Origin of the sequence: Lysinibacillus sp. NPDC098008, assembly GCF_044760715.1 — a bacterium.
Lineage (GTDB): Bacteria > Bacillota > Bacilli > Bacillales_A > Planococcaceae > Lysinibacillus.
The window spans coordinates 12,762-29,984 of record NZ_JBIWBA010000014.1; the positions used below are offsets into that span (position 1 = coordinate 12,762).

At 40.1% G+C, this 17,223-nt stretch carries 16 protein-coding genes; all 16 read right to left on the reverse strand.

Annotated features, from left to right (window positions below; translation table 11 throughout):
- Positions 1–98: 98 nt before the first annotated feature.
- Entirely contained in the window at positions 99–1,199 is a 1,101-nt protein-coding gene (locus ACIQVU_RS12570) for a hypothetical protein (protein ID WP_342471848.1), read from the reverse strand.
- Entirely contained in the window at positions 1,196–2,635 is a 1,440-nt protein-coding gene (locus ACIQVU_RS12575; RefSeq protein ID WP_402895795.1) for a hypothetical protein, read from the reverse strand. The genes ACIQVU_RS12570 and ACIQVU_RS12575 overlap by 4 nt, the downstream gene beginning before the upstream one ends.
- A gap of 290 nt (positions 2,636–2,925) precedes the next feature.
- Entirely contained in the window at positions 2,926–3,831 is a 906-nt protein-coding gene (locus ACIQVU_RS12580) for an AbiJ-NTD4 domain-containing protein (RefSeq protein WP_191708030.1), read from the reverse strand.
- A 72-nt stretch (positions 3,832–3,903) separates the two neighbouring features.
- Positions 3,904–4,971 (reverse strand): hypothetical protein, encoded by a 1,068-nt coding sequence (locus ACIQVU_RS12585; protein WP_402895800.1) that lies wholly within the window; start codon positions 4,969–4,971, stop codon positions 3,904–3,906.
- A gap of 22 nt (positions 4,972–4,993) precedes the next feature.
- On the reverse strand, positions 4,994–5,569 hold the full coding sequence (locus ACIQVU_RS12590) for a hypothetical protein (RefSeq protein WP_402895803.1): 576 nt from the start codon (positions 5,567–5,569) through the stop codon (positions 4,994–4,996).
- A gap of 15 nt (positions 5,570–5,584) precedes the next feature.
- Entirely contained in the window at positions 5,585–6,097 is a 513-nt protein-coding gene (locus tag ACIQVU_RS12595) for a hypothetical protein (RefSeq protein ID WP_402895806.1), read from the reverse strand.
- A gap of 152 nt (positions 6,098–6,249) precedes the next feature.
- Positions 6,250–7,821: a recombinase family protein gene (locus ACIQVU_RS12600; protein ID WP_402895809.1), complete on the reverse strand. Its 1,572-nt coding sequence runs from the start codon at positions 7,819–7,821 to the stop codon at positions 6,250–6,252.
- A gap of 3 nt (positions 7,822–7,824) precedes the next feature.
- Positions 7,825–8,238, reverse strand: a complete 414-nt coding sequence (locus ACIQVU_RS12605; protein WP_402895812.1) for a recombinase family protein — start codon at positions 8,236–8,238, stop codon at positions 7,825–7,827.
- A complete protein-coding gene (locus ACIQVU_RS12610) occupies positions 8,239–9,801 on the reverse strand; it encodes a recombinase family protein (RefSeq protein WP_402895815.1) in 1,563 nt (520 codons plus the stop codon). It lies immediately after the preceding gene.
- Positions 9,802–9,862: 61 nt separating this feature from the next.
- Positions 9,863–10,102 carry an SHOCT domain-containing protein gene (locus ACIQVU_RS12615; RefSeq protein WP_079421704.1) on the reverse strand — a complete coding sequence of 80 codons (240 nt, stop codon included), beginning with the start codon at positions 10,100–10,102 and terminating at the stop codon, positions 9,863–9,865.
- A gap of 178 nt (positions 10,103–10,280) precedes the next feature.
- Positions 10,281–10,982 (reverse strand): N-acetylmuramoyl-L-alanine amidase, encoded by a 702-nt coding sequence (locus ACIQVU_RS12620; protein ID WP_402895818.1) that lies wholly within the window; start codon positions 10,980–10,982, stop codon positions 10,281–10,283.
- Positions 10,983–11,013: 31 nt separating this feature from the next.
- Complete coding sequence (locus tag ACIQVU_RS12625; protein ID WP_027625352.1) at positions 11,014–11,454, reverse strand: phage holin family protein; 441 nt, start codon at positions 11,452–11,454, stop codon at positions 11,014–11,016.
- 75 nt (positions 11,455–11,529) lie between these two features.
- A complete protein-coding gene (locus tag ACIQVU_RS12630; RefSeq protein WP_402895822.1) occupies positions 11,530–13,884 on the reverse strand; it encodes a hypothetical protein in 2,355 nt (784 codons plus the stop codon).
- A 16-nt stretch (positions 13,885–13,900) separates the two neighbouring features.
- Positions 13,901–14,404: a hypothetical protein gene (locus tag ACIQVU_RS12635; protein WP_018664403.1), complete on the reverse strand. Its 504-nt coding sequence runs from the start codon at positions 14,402–14,404 to the stop codon at positions 13,901–13,903.
- 17 nt (positions 14,405–14,421) lie between these two features.
- A complete protein-coding gene (locus ACIQVU_RS12640) occupies positions 14,422–16,359 on the reverse strand; it encodes a siphovirus ReqiPepy6 Gp37-like family protein (RefSeq protein ID WP_402895827.1) in 1,938 nt (645 codons plus the stop codon).
- A 2-nt stretch (positions 16,360–16,361) separates the two neighbouring features.
- On the reverse strand, positions 16,362–17,213 hold the full coding sequence (locus tag ACIQVU_RS12645; RefSeq protein ID WP_402895830.1) for a phage tail family protein: 852 nt from the start codon (positions 17,211–17,213) through the stop codon (positions 16,362–16,364).
- Positions 17,214–17,223 lie beyond the last annotated feature (10 nt).

Genomic DNA, 17,223 nt, shown 5'->3' on the forward strand with positions numbered 1-17,223 from the left:
CGTAAAATATAAAGGATGTTCACTACTGCTCTGTCGATTTAAATGGCTCACTCCAAACATTTATAGGCAAGTATTTTCTCAGTATCTGAATATTGCTATCAACCTTTTTCTGAACGATACTTATGCTTAAGAGCATCAGTTACTGTTTCAATAATTGAAAATTCAAAATCCCGCTTTGACATTTCTATCGAAGACAAGAACTTCTTGTTTCCTTTGAAAGACTTCCATAATAGTGTCTTATCTTTTTCATCAAAATTTATCTTAAACAAGAGATTGGAGAGAGAAACAATCAAAGATTTCTGCTTATCATCAAACTTCTTTTTACTGAAAGCTATGTATTCCTTCAGATCACCTATGTCGTATTTTGGTTGCAATCCAGTTATCGGATTAACCAACAATTGAGTAGAGGAATTCATCAGATTTACATAAGAACCCAATTCATATTGCTGTGCCTCTGTCATTAAGTTGTAGTCCAAGCCAAATGCTCTTGTTCTTTCACTTGCACAATTTAGTTTTTGGCTTTCATCTTTAATGCGGCTTATTCGCTCATTAATTTCTACAATAGCAAGTTCGTATGATTTAACATCACGCTTGCTGATGAGGGTGAAAATCTCCTCAAGACGGTTCTGATCACTTTTCCCTTTCCATAGCAGAAACCCGCTGCCCACAAGTGCAACTCCGGCAATCGCCCAACCAACAGGTCCGGCAAGGGCCAGGAATGCATTTCCAGCAGCCATTCCTCCACCACCGGCCGCAAGCGCACCTCCGCCCAACCAAGCTAATGCCGCGTTGGTAGCTGCCGCGCCACTCAATGTAGATATGGCTGTTCCTGTTGAAGCAATACCGAATGTTGTCGCAATTCCCATTGCGGCAGTAGGGCCAAGAGCCGCAACTGCGATTCCGGCACCTAGACCAGCAGCACCTTTTCCAGCATTTTTTGCGACGGCATTTTTGTAATCTGATTCAATCTTTTCTGCTTGCTGCTTCCAGTTCAGACGGATTTTTTTCAGTTTTTCATACTCTAATCGCTTCTCGCCTGGAACATTTCTAATTTCGTCAAAGAGTTTTTGTATGGTGTTCAATCCATCATAAAGCTGGCTTGTGAGTGTGCCCAACTCGCCAATTTTATCATTTGTTTTCTTGATAGCCGATTCTGCCTGCTCTTGGGCAAGTTTTAACCTCGATTTTTTCTTGCTCATTGTCTGTTACCCCCAAAATATAAATCTATATCGGATTTTGTTCTGAGTATATTATTATCAGGGACCTTTCTGAGTTCTGCCAATCGGACAGATTTTTGGAATGCCTGAACATACATATCGCTATTCTTAAAGTCATCAATAAAATCTACAAGATCCTTATCATCGTATAATTCCGATAATAATGAGAGTCCGTTCAGATAGTTTTCTACGATGGTTATTTCTCTTCTTGCAAACTGAGCTTCGGACTCAGCTTTTCGTATTACAACAACCCGCTTTGCTTCGCCATACAATGAAATCGTGAAACGGCCCACCCCCACTATGTTAAGCCGAAGGAAAAATTCAGTCGCATTGAAGGTACCACCTCCGGTTATGAAAGCCCGTATGGTTGCATCGCCGAGATCCATCATGCAGAAGGTGCCGTGCGCTATTGTAAGCATTCTTTTTACGGTGGGATTTGAGAATGGCTCACAAGCTATCCACATAGCGGATGCCGAACGTTCTTCTTTCCCTGTTGTTACGAAATATTTTACCAATCGCCTTATCGCATATACCAACCTGACAATGATTTCATTGATAAAGACTGGAATGACTTGGGTGGCTTGAAAGCGGATATCGTATCCTTCTTTGTATATGCTCAGAGCCAACTCATTTATTGTGTTGTCAAACTGTGAAACGGGAATGTTCAGTTTTCTCTTTATTGCAATAATATCATTCGTCCATGCCCAAAACGGAGAAGGTATTCCCATACCTCGACCTTTACTGCTGGATGATCCAGATATATCGGAAATCAAATGGCCAAACCAGTTGACGAACCCACAAAATAATTTTTCTGGAACATTACTGCCGCGAAGTTCAAATTTTCCATCAGCATTCTGTAAAGATATCAGTTCTCCACCGGAAACAAAGTGCGATTGATTTGTAAACTGATCTAATATCGAAAAAAACAAACCAAGCAAAGTCGGATTATGGCCAAGTGATTTGAAATGATGATTTGAAGGATTCAAGTCAAATACTATACTTCCAGCATCACCGGCTCCGCGCTGGTCATATGGAATTTTAAATTTCTTCTCAAGAAAGCCAATTGCTGATGACAGTGAATCATTTCCTTTGCCTTCCCATCCGCAAAGTTTAGCGAAATCAGTTGTCCGATTTACAAACCACTTATCAGTAACATCTCCAGCCGGTGACTCTCCAGGTTTTCCAACCAGGAAAATATCAATGATGCCACAGAGAACTCCTGAACTTGCAGCCAACGCATAATCCAACTTATCACAGTTCGGTCTGAGACTCTCAACTGACATGATTGTCTCTTTCAGACTCTGAATTTCAGTTTCCGCAGATATTAATGCTGTTTCGATGGAAGATGAAAAGCTAAACCCATCGTCAGCAACACTCATTCTAAGAACGAATCGGTCTGTTCCTTCTGCTTGATTCATGCTGTTATACTCCCTCCCTTTTTTTAGTTTGCGTTATATCCGAATATCTGGTTGAATCTTATTTTTAGGTTATCAATCTCCTTGAGGGTAAAGCCGAGAAAGTCAATAGACCCGACATTTTAAATCACTTTTCATTTTTCCAATTACGGTTTCTGCTTCTTTATTCAATTGTCATCACATTGTAAATGTAAGAATATGTAGTTTGATTTTCATTTCAGCCTAACAACACATCTACGTTTTTTTGCCGAATTTTCCTTTTTCAAAGGAATAGTACATAATCAGTATTTCTTTTACCTCAAATATTGTATGGCAAGTGCAATTAGTGATAAACAACGATTGAAAAAATAGTCGTAATAACGGACATCAGTAATATCAATCCTATCAGTTTCATGATGCCGTATGCGATATTTATTTCCAATGTCCGTCAACACCTTAAATTCATTATTAAACAAATCGGCAAAATCATCATTTCCGTTTGCCATATCATTTACTATTTTTTTGGATGAATGTTTCTTATCTAATGTTGTATAGTAAGTTTTTAGACGTTCTAACGCATCCCATATCTTTTCCACTGAATCTTGTCGTGCTGTTGGATTTGGTGTCTTATATAATGCAACAGCATCTTTCAACAACTCTCTTGTGCCTACCTCATGTACCGCTGCAAAAGTATTTTCAATTTCCGTTGTAAGTGGACTGTTTTCAACAATTCTTTCTATAATTTTTTCATCTGTAAGTTCATAAAGTAGCCCCGACTCAGTAAATATTTCATTTATTGCCTCCTGGAAATTTTCAAATACATCTGAAGAGTTATGGCAATCTATCGTTTTATAGTTTCGGTATCTCTCATTATTCCATCGTTCTGAGATATCCTTAATATTTTGTGCAAAAAACTCAATAAGGTCTAAAAGTGCATACTGGTCATATTCATCGTCATATGCAGGGGCACAAATTCTATCGTACTCATCCCGAAATAGAGAAGGGATTCTTATTTTAATTCTAGTTATAAATCCTTTTTCATCAAATGCAACATAGTCACTATCTGTAAAGTCATGATGACAATTTAGAATGAAAATATGCGTTAAGTTTTTTTGATATCTTTTGCAGCAATCTAAAAGTAATGAATACATATCCCTGTTAATAGAATATGTCTTTTCCAGTGGTGCTCTTATACCATGTCTTTCAGAATATAATTTCATAAGCCATCTCCTTAAATTCCTATTTACCATTTATTAAATAGGTAACTTTTATTTCGCGATTTAATACATCATCTACACATATGGGTCTAAAAGGAGTTTCTTTGTCCCTTTTTTATTTTCCTCATCAATTATTAAATCACAAGTCAATTTATCTATATCACTAAAATCCATATCTGGTTTAAACCCTTTATCTGGTTTTAACCAATGATTCATCATCAATCTGTCAAACGTTGCTTCACAACTTCTTCTTGGACATCTCCCTATTGTTGTTGTGAAAAGATTGGAATGGTATGAATAATGATGCGTATGAATAAAATCATCCCACGATTGGATAACCTCATCTTCATCACGCAAATCAACTATTTCTATTTCTTCAAGATTTCTGTCTTTCACCGCACCCCATGCTTTATTCAACATCCCAATAGCTTCTGCATCACTCTTTGGTGCGCTATATCCAAAAATAGTAACCATATACGCTACCTCTAAAGCATTATTCAATGATTTCCATGACTTTGATATAGCTGTATCACTAGCATAATCTTTATTCTTTATTGGAAATAAAAGTTTTGTGGGAGCGAGGGGTTCACCACATCTACACGGCATCCCTACATTACCCATGACATTATCCTCTGAACAATATCCAACAGCAACATTTCCATGTAAAAAAGCTAACTGTGGCAAATTAGTAGTATAAGCCATAGCACGTGCATAAGCCTGCACTAAAAGTGGATCCCAATTAAAAGTTGCAATTAAATCCTTTGAAGTTAGTCCCATAATCAAATAATCATAAACAGTAGGACTATCAGGTAACTTGAAGTTTAACATGTAGTCACGGATGACTTCCTCTAACTTTTGCTTGGCATCCATGCAATTAGGTTCTGCTTTACTGCGCTCATCAAGCTCCATATAAATATCTTCTAAATTATCAGAAGAAGTATGTAGAGTTATTTTTTCTAATATATCTGTCAATCCAAGCTTTTCAATGAAACCATTCATTGCGGATATTTTCCTACCATTCCTATCCCCATTTGGGATAGCTGCACAGCTTGCACCGGCGCCCAGTAGAACAACGTGTGGTCTGCTCTTCATGTAATATTCATAATCATGCAAATCCTTCGCTGTTGGATAATCATCCTTCATTTTCCATTCCATCCCCCTTAAGTTAAATTTCAATTATGTAATATTTACGACCCTCACCTAAGTTCTGCCATCTGAAATCATACTTTCCAGATAAAGAAACATTATCTTTATTTTTTCCTACACCGGTAGGTTTAAAAATACTGCCATAAACAGAATACTCTTCTCTAAAAAATTTATAAATGCCTTCGTTATTGCGCCCTTCGTAGAAAGGCCTGTCTGAAACAAGGGTAACAGTAGCTGTTTTAGTAAATCCCCGGCTTTTAAGTTCTTCCATGAATTTAATATCCTTCACGAATGAATACATCTGCTCTGGGTACTGGCCATTTAATGGACACTTAAGTTCAATGGCATACTTCTCAGATTTATCTTCATTAAATATGGTAATATCTATTTCCTTCTTAATGGTTTTGTTGTCTGATGTGAAATATGACACATTTCTTTCAAATTGAACTCGATACCCTTGAAGTCCTTCACGTAAAAATATCCCCAGCTCATGTTGAAGACTAAACTCATTATATATTTCAACTTCATTAGCCTGTGCGTACATGAAAAAGTCTTCTACAAATTTCCTTAAATCAAGCAAACTCTCTACCTCCATCCTCCACCCACTCTCTCAATCACAAAAACTTGATTTGTATTTCAATAACGTATCTTCAATTTCATACCAGATTGTTACCGTTTCACCGTCATCCTCAAATACTTTACCGTGACTTTTAGGTCCATCCAACTTCATCTGTGAGTAATTATTCTTAAAAGTCGGCACGTATAGTTCAGGATTATTTTCGTCACTGCATAAGCGTTCCATCATGTCTATGGTAGCACGACCTGTGGCAGCAACCGCCTTGAAATAAGCACGAATGATTTTATGGTTATATTGATTCGGCTTAACAGCCCATACTGGGATTCGTTGATTTGCTTTTCCGTAAAAATCCTTGTTTGTATCCTCATTCTGTCTTGCTACTGTTTTTGGGTTATAGACTTGTGATGCTTTTTCAAAAGTTTTTGCAATATACCAACGCATACAACTTTCCACTGCAGCATCTTTTGTTTCATTTGTTAAATTCAATGCGATGCAGAATTTCTCATACACATCTCCATCAACGGTAAAGGTCACGCTCTTATTCACCGCTTACACCTCCACTATTTACTATATTACAAATTATACCACCGATTTGTATTTTGTAAATACTCATAAACTAATTTGTATTGACTCATTGAAAAAATATGAAAAACACCCTGCATTTCAGCAAGGTGTTAGATCTTAATAACAACTTCTTTTCAATTTTCAATGTCTATGCTAATGCCTGATTTAAATTCCACATCAATTCGACTATCATACACCGTAACTTTTTCAATAAGCCGCCTTACTAACTGCTCATCATATTCCTCCAACTCGCAGGATTGCTCATTCAAGAAATCAGTCATTTCAGCGATTCGTTGCCTTTTTCCTTCTCGCTCTGCATTTTCAACTAGTGCATTTTGCTTTAATTCTCGAAGGCGGTAAATTTCATCAGCCACATCTTCATAGTCATTCTTGGATTTTGCTTGGATAAGAAGCTTTTGTTGTAATTCTTCAAATTTGCTATCAATGTCATCAGTGGTATTATCTTTTTCTTCATTAAATACAGCAGCTATGTTTTTCTGTAGCGCTTGGATGAAGGGTTCTTTGTTAGCCAAAAGTTCGTTAATAGCCTTGACCACTGCTGTCTGCAATGTTTCCTCATTTATGGTAGGGGCAGTGCATTCAGAGTCCTTCTCCTCTAGACGGCTGACGCATCGCCAAACAATAGACTTGTATCCTCGGTTATTCCAATGTACCCGTCGGTAAATATCACCGCACTGTCCGCAGTAAACAATACTCGATAAAGCATACTTGCTACTGTAAACTCTCTTTTTACCGCCTTTTCCGCCATGAAGGTTGGCCCTTCGAACCATCTCTTCTTGAACTTGCATAAAAAGCTCACGTGGAATGATAGGCTCATGGCTGTTTTCTACATAATACTGCGGAACGATGCCGTTATTCTTTACTCGCTTTTTAGAAAGGAAATCAACCGTATATGTTTTTTGTAGAAGGGCATCACCGATGTATTTTTCATTCTGCAGTATCTTTTTCAGTGTTTCAGGTCTCCATTTAGATTTGCCTGCCGCTGTTAGAATACCGTCTGCTTCTAGTCCTCTTGCTATCTGCAAAAGGCTGGCTCCCTCTAGGTACTCCCTGTAAATCCGCTTAACAACCTCAGCACCCTCTGGGTCAATAACTAGTTGCTTGTTTTCATCCTTGGTGTATCCAAGGAAACGCTTATGGTTGACCTGGACTTCGCCTTGCTGATATCGATACTGAATACCCAGCTTAACGTTCTGACTTAAGGATTGACTTTCCTGTTGGGCAAGGGATGCCATGATGGTCAACATGATTTCGCCCTTGGAATCTAGTGTGTTGATATTTTCTTTTTCGAAGAATACGGCGATGTTTTTATCCTTTAACTGACGGATGTATTTAAGGCAGTCCAATGTGTTTCTGGCAAATCGACTGATAGATTTTGTAATGATCATGTCAATACTGCCTGCCATGCACTCTTCAATCATGCGGTTGAATTCATCACGCTTTTTGGTATTTGTACCTGTGATGCCGTCATCCGCAAAAATACCTGCTAATTCCCATTCCTTGTTCTTCTTAATATAGTTTGTATAATGTTCAATCTGAATGTCATAACTTGAAGCTTGCTCCTCACTATCCGTTGAAACACGGCAGTAAGCGGCCACTCGTATTTTGGGTTTGCTTTCACTATTTTTATTATTTCCGATTCGTTTAATTGCTGGAATGACTGTTACATTCCTACTCACTGCCACTTGTTACACCTCGCTTTCTATCAAACTGTAGGCATATTCCGCCTGCTTGTATGGGTCGTCATATTTTTGCACTAGAGGTTTTGCTTTGAACTTTACAGGATAATCCGTTTCCGGTTCATCTTTAGGTTTCCATATCCTTCCTAGCTTTTCTGCTCGTTTTCGTTTTTCTACTCTTGCTTTTTCAAAGGTCTCCTCATCAATAATTGGAGGGTAGAATTCATCGCCAAGGTAGTGCTTATTTTGCAACATCTTACTTGCTGTGGCGTGGTAGCAGTCTATCCCAGCTTTTTTAGCAGCATCCTTCAAAGAAAGTCCTGCCAAGTACCCTGAAAATAATTCCCTTACTTTTTCTGCTGCTATATCATCTACAACAGCCTTTCCATCTTCAATTCTATATCCATAGGGTGTGTGACCCATCTAATTCACCAACCTTTCCTTCAATGTGATTCCACATTTTAATTCAAATCCGACTTCCTCTCGTGAAAAAACAATAATCTTTTCTACGTAATTTTCAAACAGCTCATCCTCATGGGCTGTAAGCATTTTAGACTTAGTGGCAAACTTGAGCAGTCGATCAACTTCTTCCACTTTTGCAAAATTGCCATTGACGGAACGGGTAAGTTGATCCTTTTCGGCAAGAAGCCTTTCTCTTTCTTGTACAAGTGAGTTCTTTTCCTTATTGTAAAGAGCGGGTTCCAGATATCCTTTGGCCATTAAACCCGTAAGCACCTGGCTCTGCTCCATGTTGTTTTCAATCTTAGTTTCCAACTCTTCAATTCTATGAAAACTCGCTGCATTGTTCTGGTTACGTAACCCCTCCAAAAGTGCTCTTAATATGAACTTCTGACCGAATATGAGTTTATTCATCATCGTAACAAATGCAGTCTTTATATCGTCATCTCGTATGAACTGCATGGAACATTCCGTTATCTGTCTAATATGCTTACTGCAGCACCAAGCGATGTATTTTCTTCCAGATGAATGAATCCGTCTTTTAAAGGTACTGCCACATTCCGAGCAGATAATTTTGCTAGAGAAAGCATATCGGTTTAGATATTTGCTGTTGCGCTTTTCGATGCTTTTTTCTTTTGCTCTCTGATTAAGAATGGCATCTACTGCTTGAAAATCCTCATGGCTGATAATTGCCTCATGATGGTTTTCTACTAGATACATATTTTTCTCACCATAATTAGTGTGCCTGTTAAAATGGCTGTCAGTATAAGTCTTTTGTAAAATAACATCGCCAGTATATTTTTCATTGGTCAGAATCCCTCGAATCGTAGTAGCTGTCCAACGACCGCGTCTTTTTGAAGGGATACCCTTTTGATTAAGATCATTTGCAACTTTCTGTGTACCTTTTCCCGATAATACCTCTGCAAAAATATACTTCACAACTTCAGCCTGCTTGGGGTTTACTATCATCTGACCGTCAATATTTTGATACCCATATGGTGGGTAGGAAATTTTAAAGGTTCCGTTTTGAAATCGTCTTTGAATTGCCCACTTAGTATTTTCTGAAATGGAAATTGACTCACTTTCTGCAAGCCCACTTAAAATGGAGAGCATCAATTCACTTTCCATTGAACCCGTATTGATATTTTCCTTCTCAAAATAGATATGAACCCCAAGGTCTATCAGTTTTCGAACCATCTCCAAGCAGTCTGTAGTATTTCTCGCAAATCGGCTGATGGACTTTGTAATAATTAAGTCAATCCTTCCAGTTTCACAGTCTGATAACATTCTAAGCAGGTCAGAGCGGTTTTCCTTTTTCGTGCCACTGATTCCCTCGTCATAATATAAGCCTGCATATTCCCATTCTGGATTCGCCTTTATATAAGTCTCATAATGAGCCTTTTGCGCTTGCAAGCTGACTAGCTGTTCATTACTATCTGTCGAAACTCGGCAGTAGGCAACAACTCGTGTTTTTGGCTTAATAAAAGAGTTGGCTAGATTCCCTTCTATTTTCGTTATCTTTTTCATCGCCTCACCTCCTTCTTGGTAGGTCACATATTACCTCTGAAACCCTTATATATCAACGGTTTCATGGCATTATCTCAGCTAAAAAGGGGGAGAATGTTTGGCGATTGAGTGCATCTATCTTGTTGAATTCTACTTCAGTTATTAAGCCTTTTTCGAGCATCTTTCTCAGCAATTTTTCTGCCTGAATATAATCAAACTCACGTTGTAACTGTTCCTGTGACACTCTCTTAAGTGCGGTGGTGCTTTTGTCTATAACCTCATCCGAGATCTTCGTAACTTTTTTATCCTCGTGCTGATTCACTAGGAATCACCTCCTACCTAATAGCCGTGGGAACAGGTCGAAGTTGAGGATTTGTAGAATTTAATTAAATCAAGGCATAAAAAAAGAGCCTGCAAGGGAAGAACCCCCGCAGGCTAGATAAATTAATAGTTTAATATTTTATTTAGGAATCTCGATGATTTTTAACTCGCTCAATTTGTTAATCATACTTAATAAATGCATCCGTAAAGCCTGCCTTTTTAGCCTTGGCAAGCTGTGCCTCAGCATTTGCTTTATCCGAATATGCACCGATCTGCACACGGTAATATTTCTTTTTCACTGGTTCTGCTGGCTTATTTTCTGTGATTAGTAATTTCTTCACATCCGCTCGAAAGGTGTCCATACTCTTCCCATGTTTAGGGAACCAGTGCATCACATCCCCATGGTTACTGGCAATGCCTCGTTTATAACCTTCGCTGTGACAGATGATATCTTTTTCGCTAAATCCATAGAGTTTGCAAAGATGTACACAAAGCTCCACAGCTTCCTTGTAAACAGCAGAAAAATACGAGGCATCGGTCAATCCGTCCTCGCAAATTTCAAATCCAATATGAGTATTGTTCGCAGCTCCGCCAGCATGCCAACCTCGGTGATTCCAAGGTAATGTTTGATAGGTAGCAATGGAACCATCTGTTAATTTACCAATGAAGGCATGGACACAGACTTCACGCCCTCCAGGTTTGTCTTGATTCCAATGGTTGTTATACTGGTTCTTTCCTAGCAAGCCATCGTCTGGGCCAACGTAGCGCTTCAACCATGGGTTGTTTGCACCAGTCGAGTGAACCATAATACCCTTTGGCGTTATGGTTTTACCCGCTTTATAGCAGGCATTGTTCGTAAGTAATAGTTTGCGTAACTTCATTAAAATCACCTCTAATCAAATATTAAGTCAATCATCTTCCACCACCAGGCTTAGGCGGTTCCCCATCACGTCCATGTAGTTGCTGTAAAACCGATTTTAGGTTTTCTGGAATAGGCAGTCCAATATGTCCAGCGTTCTCTAAAATGGATACTCCTTCATTACTTAGGTAGAAAAAGATTACTGCTGTTCGTAAAATGCCACTATTTTCTCCAATACTAACCAAAATTTGTGTATCGATAATATGAGCGATGCCTACCATTATAAAGATGAGTACCTTTTTGAAAATCCCCTTAGCACCAATTTCGCTACACAGTTTTTTGTTTGCAATTGCACAAAAGACACCTGTCAGGTAGTCAATGATCACAAAGGCTACCAGTGCATAGAGAAATCCGTCATAACCGCCGAGAAACCACCCAAGAAATCCACCGACTGCGGCAATAGCCAGCTGTATCCAATTCCAAATTTCTTTCATTAAAGACACCTCCGTTTCGTGTATTTCCATATAGAAAAGCGCCCCTGCAAATGACAAGAGCGCTGAATTTTATTTTTACATTATTTTTATTAGGTCATGAATTTGTTGCATCACATCTGCCCTAGGTCTTCCTGTACCAATAGGTAGCCATGTGACAGATGGTGTATCGAATGCATGGGAAGAATCGAAACTATTAATCATCATAATAATCGCATCAATAGCTTTACGCATTTCAACGATATGGAATGGCCAATTCTTAACAGTGGTCTTTCTTGCGATGATCTCCTCTTTCCAAGTTGCAGGGGACATATTGTAATAGCTACGTACCCTGTTTATAGCAGTTCGAAGCGTCTTAATATGCGCTGCCTTTACATGAGTCACATTAGCGGTGATGATTTCAAAAGGTAATGCTAAAATCGTGAAGGTACGAACAACTTCTGTGCTTGCTGACTCGATATCACTGTCAAGGCAACGAAAAGTAACGGTATGATTTCCTACAGAAAGAGGTTCTGCTTGGTAAATCGTCTTGACACCATTACCAAGATAGCCGCTTACAGAAAACCGCTCAGGATTGTCCACGCTATTTTGCCATGGACCAGAGTCAATCCTTACCTCCACTATTTGTGTTTGTCCATCTGGTTCAATCCCTGTTGTAATCATAAAACGTGGTGTAGAGTTATAAGTAAAATTGCCAGACATTGGACAGTCCACTACTGGTGATGCAGGTGGGCTGTTTTTCTTTACCATGTTGCTAACTACAAAGGCAGAAACTGCATCAAGTGCATCTGTAACACTGATTCGATAACGGGTATACCGACCAGCTATTTGTGAAGCATTTACCTGAAGGCTACCTGAGGTATTGCTTGAAATAATAGTCGTCAGTGCTACGTATGCCGACCAATTCACACCATCTGTCGATGTAGACTGTTGTATGACATACTGCTTAATCGCACTGGTTCCAGGTACCGTCCCACTCCATGAAAGATTTATTGTATTAGCTTCATATATAGGAGGGTTTGCGGCAAAAATAGTCGGTGGTATGGGCAGTATGTTTTTACGAACAGTATTGCTGGAAATAGTCCAGTCTGAGTAATAATCCTCACCAGCCGTACCACGAGTTCTTATTCGAAACCGACGATAATGGCCACGTGTAGCAGGTGGACTGACATTTAAAATACTGCTTGTTGCAGAAGTATTGACTATAGCCAATGCCAACCAGGCACCCCAATTGATGTTATCATGTGAATCACTGTACTGTATTTCATAGGAAGTGATAGGGTTACCTGCACCGCCAGATGCTCCGCTCCAAGAAAGAGTGACATTTCCTTCAGATAATGTTGCACTTACCGTGCAAAGGGTCGGTGCTGCACAAGCTGTGACATTACAATAGATACTATTGCTGACTTTTTCTATTGAATAAACATCCAATGTATCAATTGTCCAAATACCAAATTGAGTATGTGTTCCTGGAGCCCTTGAAACTATTGGGTTATAGCTCCCTCCGCTTGCCGCAAGTGTCAACGTAGTCAACACATTCCACGCACTCCAAGTACTATTATCCGTAGATGTGCGACTGGCAATTTGATATCCCTTAATTGGACTGGTACCGTTAGATGCTCCGCTCCAAGTAAGCGTGATAGTCTCATCGCTATATGCTGCCGGGGAGGCAACAGCAGTCGTCGCTGGCTTTGGCACCGTATTTCTGCGGACGCTGTTTGTGGATACTTTCCAGCTAGAGTAATAACTAGCACCTGCTGTACCACGGGTTCGTACCTGAAATCTACGATAATTACCTCGGGTAGGAGGCGGTGCAACGGATATACTACCACTTGTCGCTGTGGTGGTCACCGTTGTCAGAGCTGTCCATGCTCCCCATGTGACATTATCGGCGGAATCACTATATTGAATCTCATAACTGGAAATCATATTATTGATGCCTCCAGAAGCACCGCTCCAAGAAAGAGTCACATTCCCTTCCGCAAGTGTTGGAGAAACAGTACAAGATGTTGGGGCTCCACAAGCTGTAGTAAGCAATGGAGCACTTAGTACCGTATAGCTTGAATTGGTAATTACACCAGAGGATAATGGCAATCGTCCATCAGATACCACTTTGAATGTGACTGGCTGGGTTGCATTACCTGTAGTAGAAGCGCAGGTTACCGAAACATATCTGAGCCTTGGTGTGGTCCCTTCCCAGTTATCTCCATCCGCCGCTTTAATACGTACCTGTGAAGAAGATCCATTTACAGTCATAGTGCAAAGCAATGCATAACCACTACGGATAAAGGAACCTGATGAACCCAACGCAGCGGATATGGTGAAATTGTATCTCATCTGACTATTATTTAGACGGCTTTTGGTATAAGTAATTGTGTAATGGACGGTCGGGCTAGAACCCGCCTGCAGAGTGATGCCATTAATATCCGCCACTTACATTCACCTCCTCCTATTCATAAACAGCCGAAACTAGCGAGTTTACCAGCCCACAAAGGCTAGTATTCAATCGGGTATCTATAATGTTATTTGCTGAAATCGATGTGGCAGCCGAAGGTACTAAAACATCAGCGATGCCAAGTTCATAGACATCGCTTGTTCTTGTCAACTCTGGAGCTATGGGTGTTGCTGCGGGAGTACCCGTGACAATGGCAAGCTGAATGCTCCTCGTAATTTGACTTAAGCGAACCACAACCCGGTCTATGCGAGGATTGCTTCCGTCTGCTGTAGAAAGTGGTTTGTTTAAAACATCCGTATTTTCATATCGATAACCATTAATCCACGCACTGCCCGCTGCTATGCTCACTACCAACCCAATCCCTGGAGACACCAGAAGGTTTGTTGGTGTAGAATAAAATACACCATTCGAGACAAGGCTTCCAAAATATGCAGCGAAATCTGTTGCGTCATAGATTCTATCTCCATCAGATGAGTTGAAAAATCCACTTTTCTCCATAAACTATTCCCTCCTTACTAAACGGTTTTTGTGTACTCTATAACTACATAGCCTGTATATGCAGTTCTATCATTGCCTGGTTCGACTACAATGTCGGTCATATTCACGAAGAGTCCGATTTGAGATGCAAAGTTGTTGTAACGAGCAAGGGGCAGTGGCAAGAAAACACTCCCATTCGTGACAAAACCAGTTAAACTGACAACAGTGCTGAGGTTTGCTATACCATGAGGTACATGTTTTGGTGTTGTATCCGTAAGCGAACCGAGATTTATCTCTTTACGATAAATCGTCTTGCCATCTATCCATAGCCGCCCTGTGTTTTGTTCTGTAGTTGAGTAGTCGCTAAAGGAAGAAGCCAGTTTAGTGGCTGTAATTGTACGGTCTGTAATTTTCAAGCCAGTGACTGCTCCATTGGCAATCCTTGCAGTAGTTACAGGTTCGTTATTGATATTAAGCCAGTTTGCTTGACCAGAAGGGTTGTTAAATACGAAAACAGAAATCACATAAAATGTCATGGTATTACGAGAAATAAAGAAACCCATTGCCCGCTGATAGCCATTCCCCGTGTTATCCCCGTTATGCTTTACCAAAAAGACATGACCGTCATCACTTGGCTGGTCACTAAACTTATTGCCACTCCATGAGGTGAAATAAAAGGCATCCCCAGAGTTCATATGGTACAACGCATATTGTCCAATGGATATAGTACCTCCGCCCACATTGATTTCGAGTGCTGGTAGTTTACCATACAGATTATTGATAGTAGATGCTACGCTGTCTCCTTGAATCTCTGAATCTACCTCAGTCAAGTCACCTAAGGTTTCCTCCACAATTCCCAACGTTTCCTCCACGGTCCCTATAGCCTGTGCAATTTCGGATATGCCCGTTGGAGCAAATATCGCTGTTTTAACCTCGCTTAAGTCAGAGCGGATTTTTTGTGCTATCGTTAACTCCGCTTTTCCAAACACTACACTGATGCTCTGGCCGTCTGCGTCATAGGTTTCCTCGACTTCGGTGATACGTGTCGTCATGGATACACCCCATGCTTTGGAAATAACTTTGACGGTCTGCCCAAGATCGAAGTCTATCTTATATGTTAAATTACCGTGTGGATTGATAGATGTATCAAATGAATATCGTATGGCCTGCTCACTAAGCTTACTTTGACCTCGAAAGATTAGTGTATCAATGTAATCCGAACCAAAGTCTTCCGCCCGCAAATCCTTAGCATCCACAAAAATTTCATGTCTTGTCTCACCTGAGCCACCTGTAATCGAAATAAAGGTTCGCTCTGTGCCTTCTCCTTCACCAGCAACAAGGGCAGTGTTGGCATAATCTCCTGCACTTATCGTATAAATCTGTTCAGTAAGATTTTCATATTCCTTAGAAAATACTGCTTGTGATTCCTTTCCTCTATACAACGATATGGTAAATCCCCCTGTCGCAGGAGAGAACACGGTCTTAATGCCAATATCTGAAGCAACACATAGTCCTGTCACCGCATCCATCAAATTTCTATACGATATTTGTGTGCTGATGGGAACATTTAAGTTTGGAGCAGAAAAGGTTATGTTTGAAATCTTCCTTGCTGTATCAGAAGGATTGATAAGATTATTATTTATCAACTGCTCCACACAGACAGATATGTCACCAGACAGTTTCTCCGTTTGCCAAACAATGCGGCGGGAGAGGAAGGAAGTTGCAAACCGACCACTTGCAGTAATAATTTCATGCTCGGTTTGAGAAAGTTCCAGATGTTCGATGATCCCGACTTCCTCATCATCATTTTTCCAGATGATATTCCCTTCCTTTAATAGTTCTGTATTTTCCAAAGTTGCAATCGCTTTTAACTCAAATGAGCCACACTGGGAATAGCGTCTCGTCCAGCGTAAGTACTCAAAGGATTCAACAATGCCTGCAAGCTCCCGGTTTGAATTGTAGATATACAGTTCCATTTTCACACCCCCAGAAACTGCGGACGAAAGTAAATACTAACCTCTAACAATTCCATATTGACAGAAGCATCGTATCTCAGTGTATTAAGACCTGCCGCGAGTTGAAAGAACACCGAATTGGTATCCAACAGTGAAAAAGCATTTGTAATCGTTGACCCATTAATCTGGACCACACGCTTACCAGCGAAGTGGGTGTATACGCGAAGTTCATCCCCAGCGCTCATTGTAGTGAGAAGTCGGATATATTCTCCCGTGTCTATGTTTAATAGTTCAGGGTTCGACACAGTACCTAAGGCTCGGAATACAATCTCACATCCACAAGATACATCCCCGATATTTTCCACTGTAATGATTTGGCTAGGTTGACGCATTCCGAACTCCATCCCACTCATAGGAATTTCCAATTCAAACTCAAATAGCGGTATCCATGATGCCAGTTCCTCTCGCACCTCATTTAATGTCTCGAAGAAAGGGGATGGGCAGAGTAGACTGACAAAGAAGTTTGGTATTCGTTGCCGATTAGAAACACTAAAACCTGCCTCCTCCACCACGCAGGATATCTGTCGGTCACGGTATTGAAAGGTCCCTAGTAGCTTTGGGCTGAATATTTGAAGGAATCGTTGTCTCCTTTTAAAGGCTTCATCGGGAGTATCAGCAACAACCGTACCTTCAATCGTTATGTTTCGCATATCTAGTGTGGAGGAAATATAAAAAGCGCCATCTTGGTCTGGCGCCTTGAAAGTGTTAACAGTTTGACGGATGTTGCCAGTACCATCTATCTTCGTAAGAAAGTACGGTCGGCTTTGCTTTAGCGTAATACTCTCTCCATCTCTATTGGTATATGTTAGTTCCATTGCCGTACCT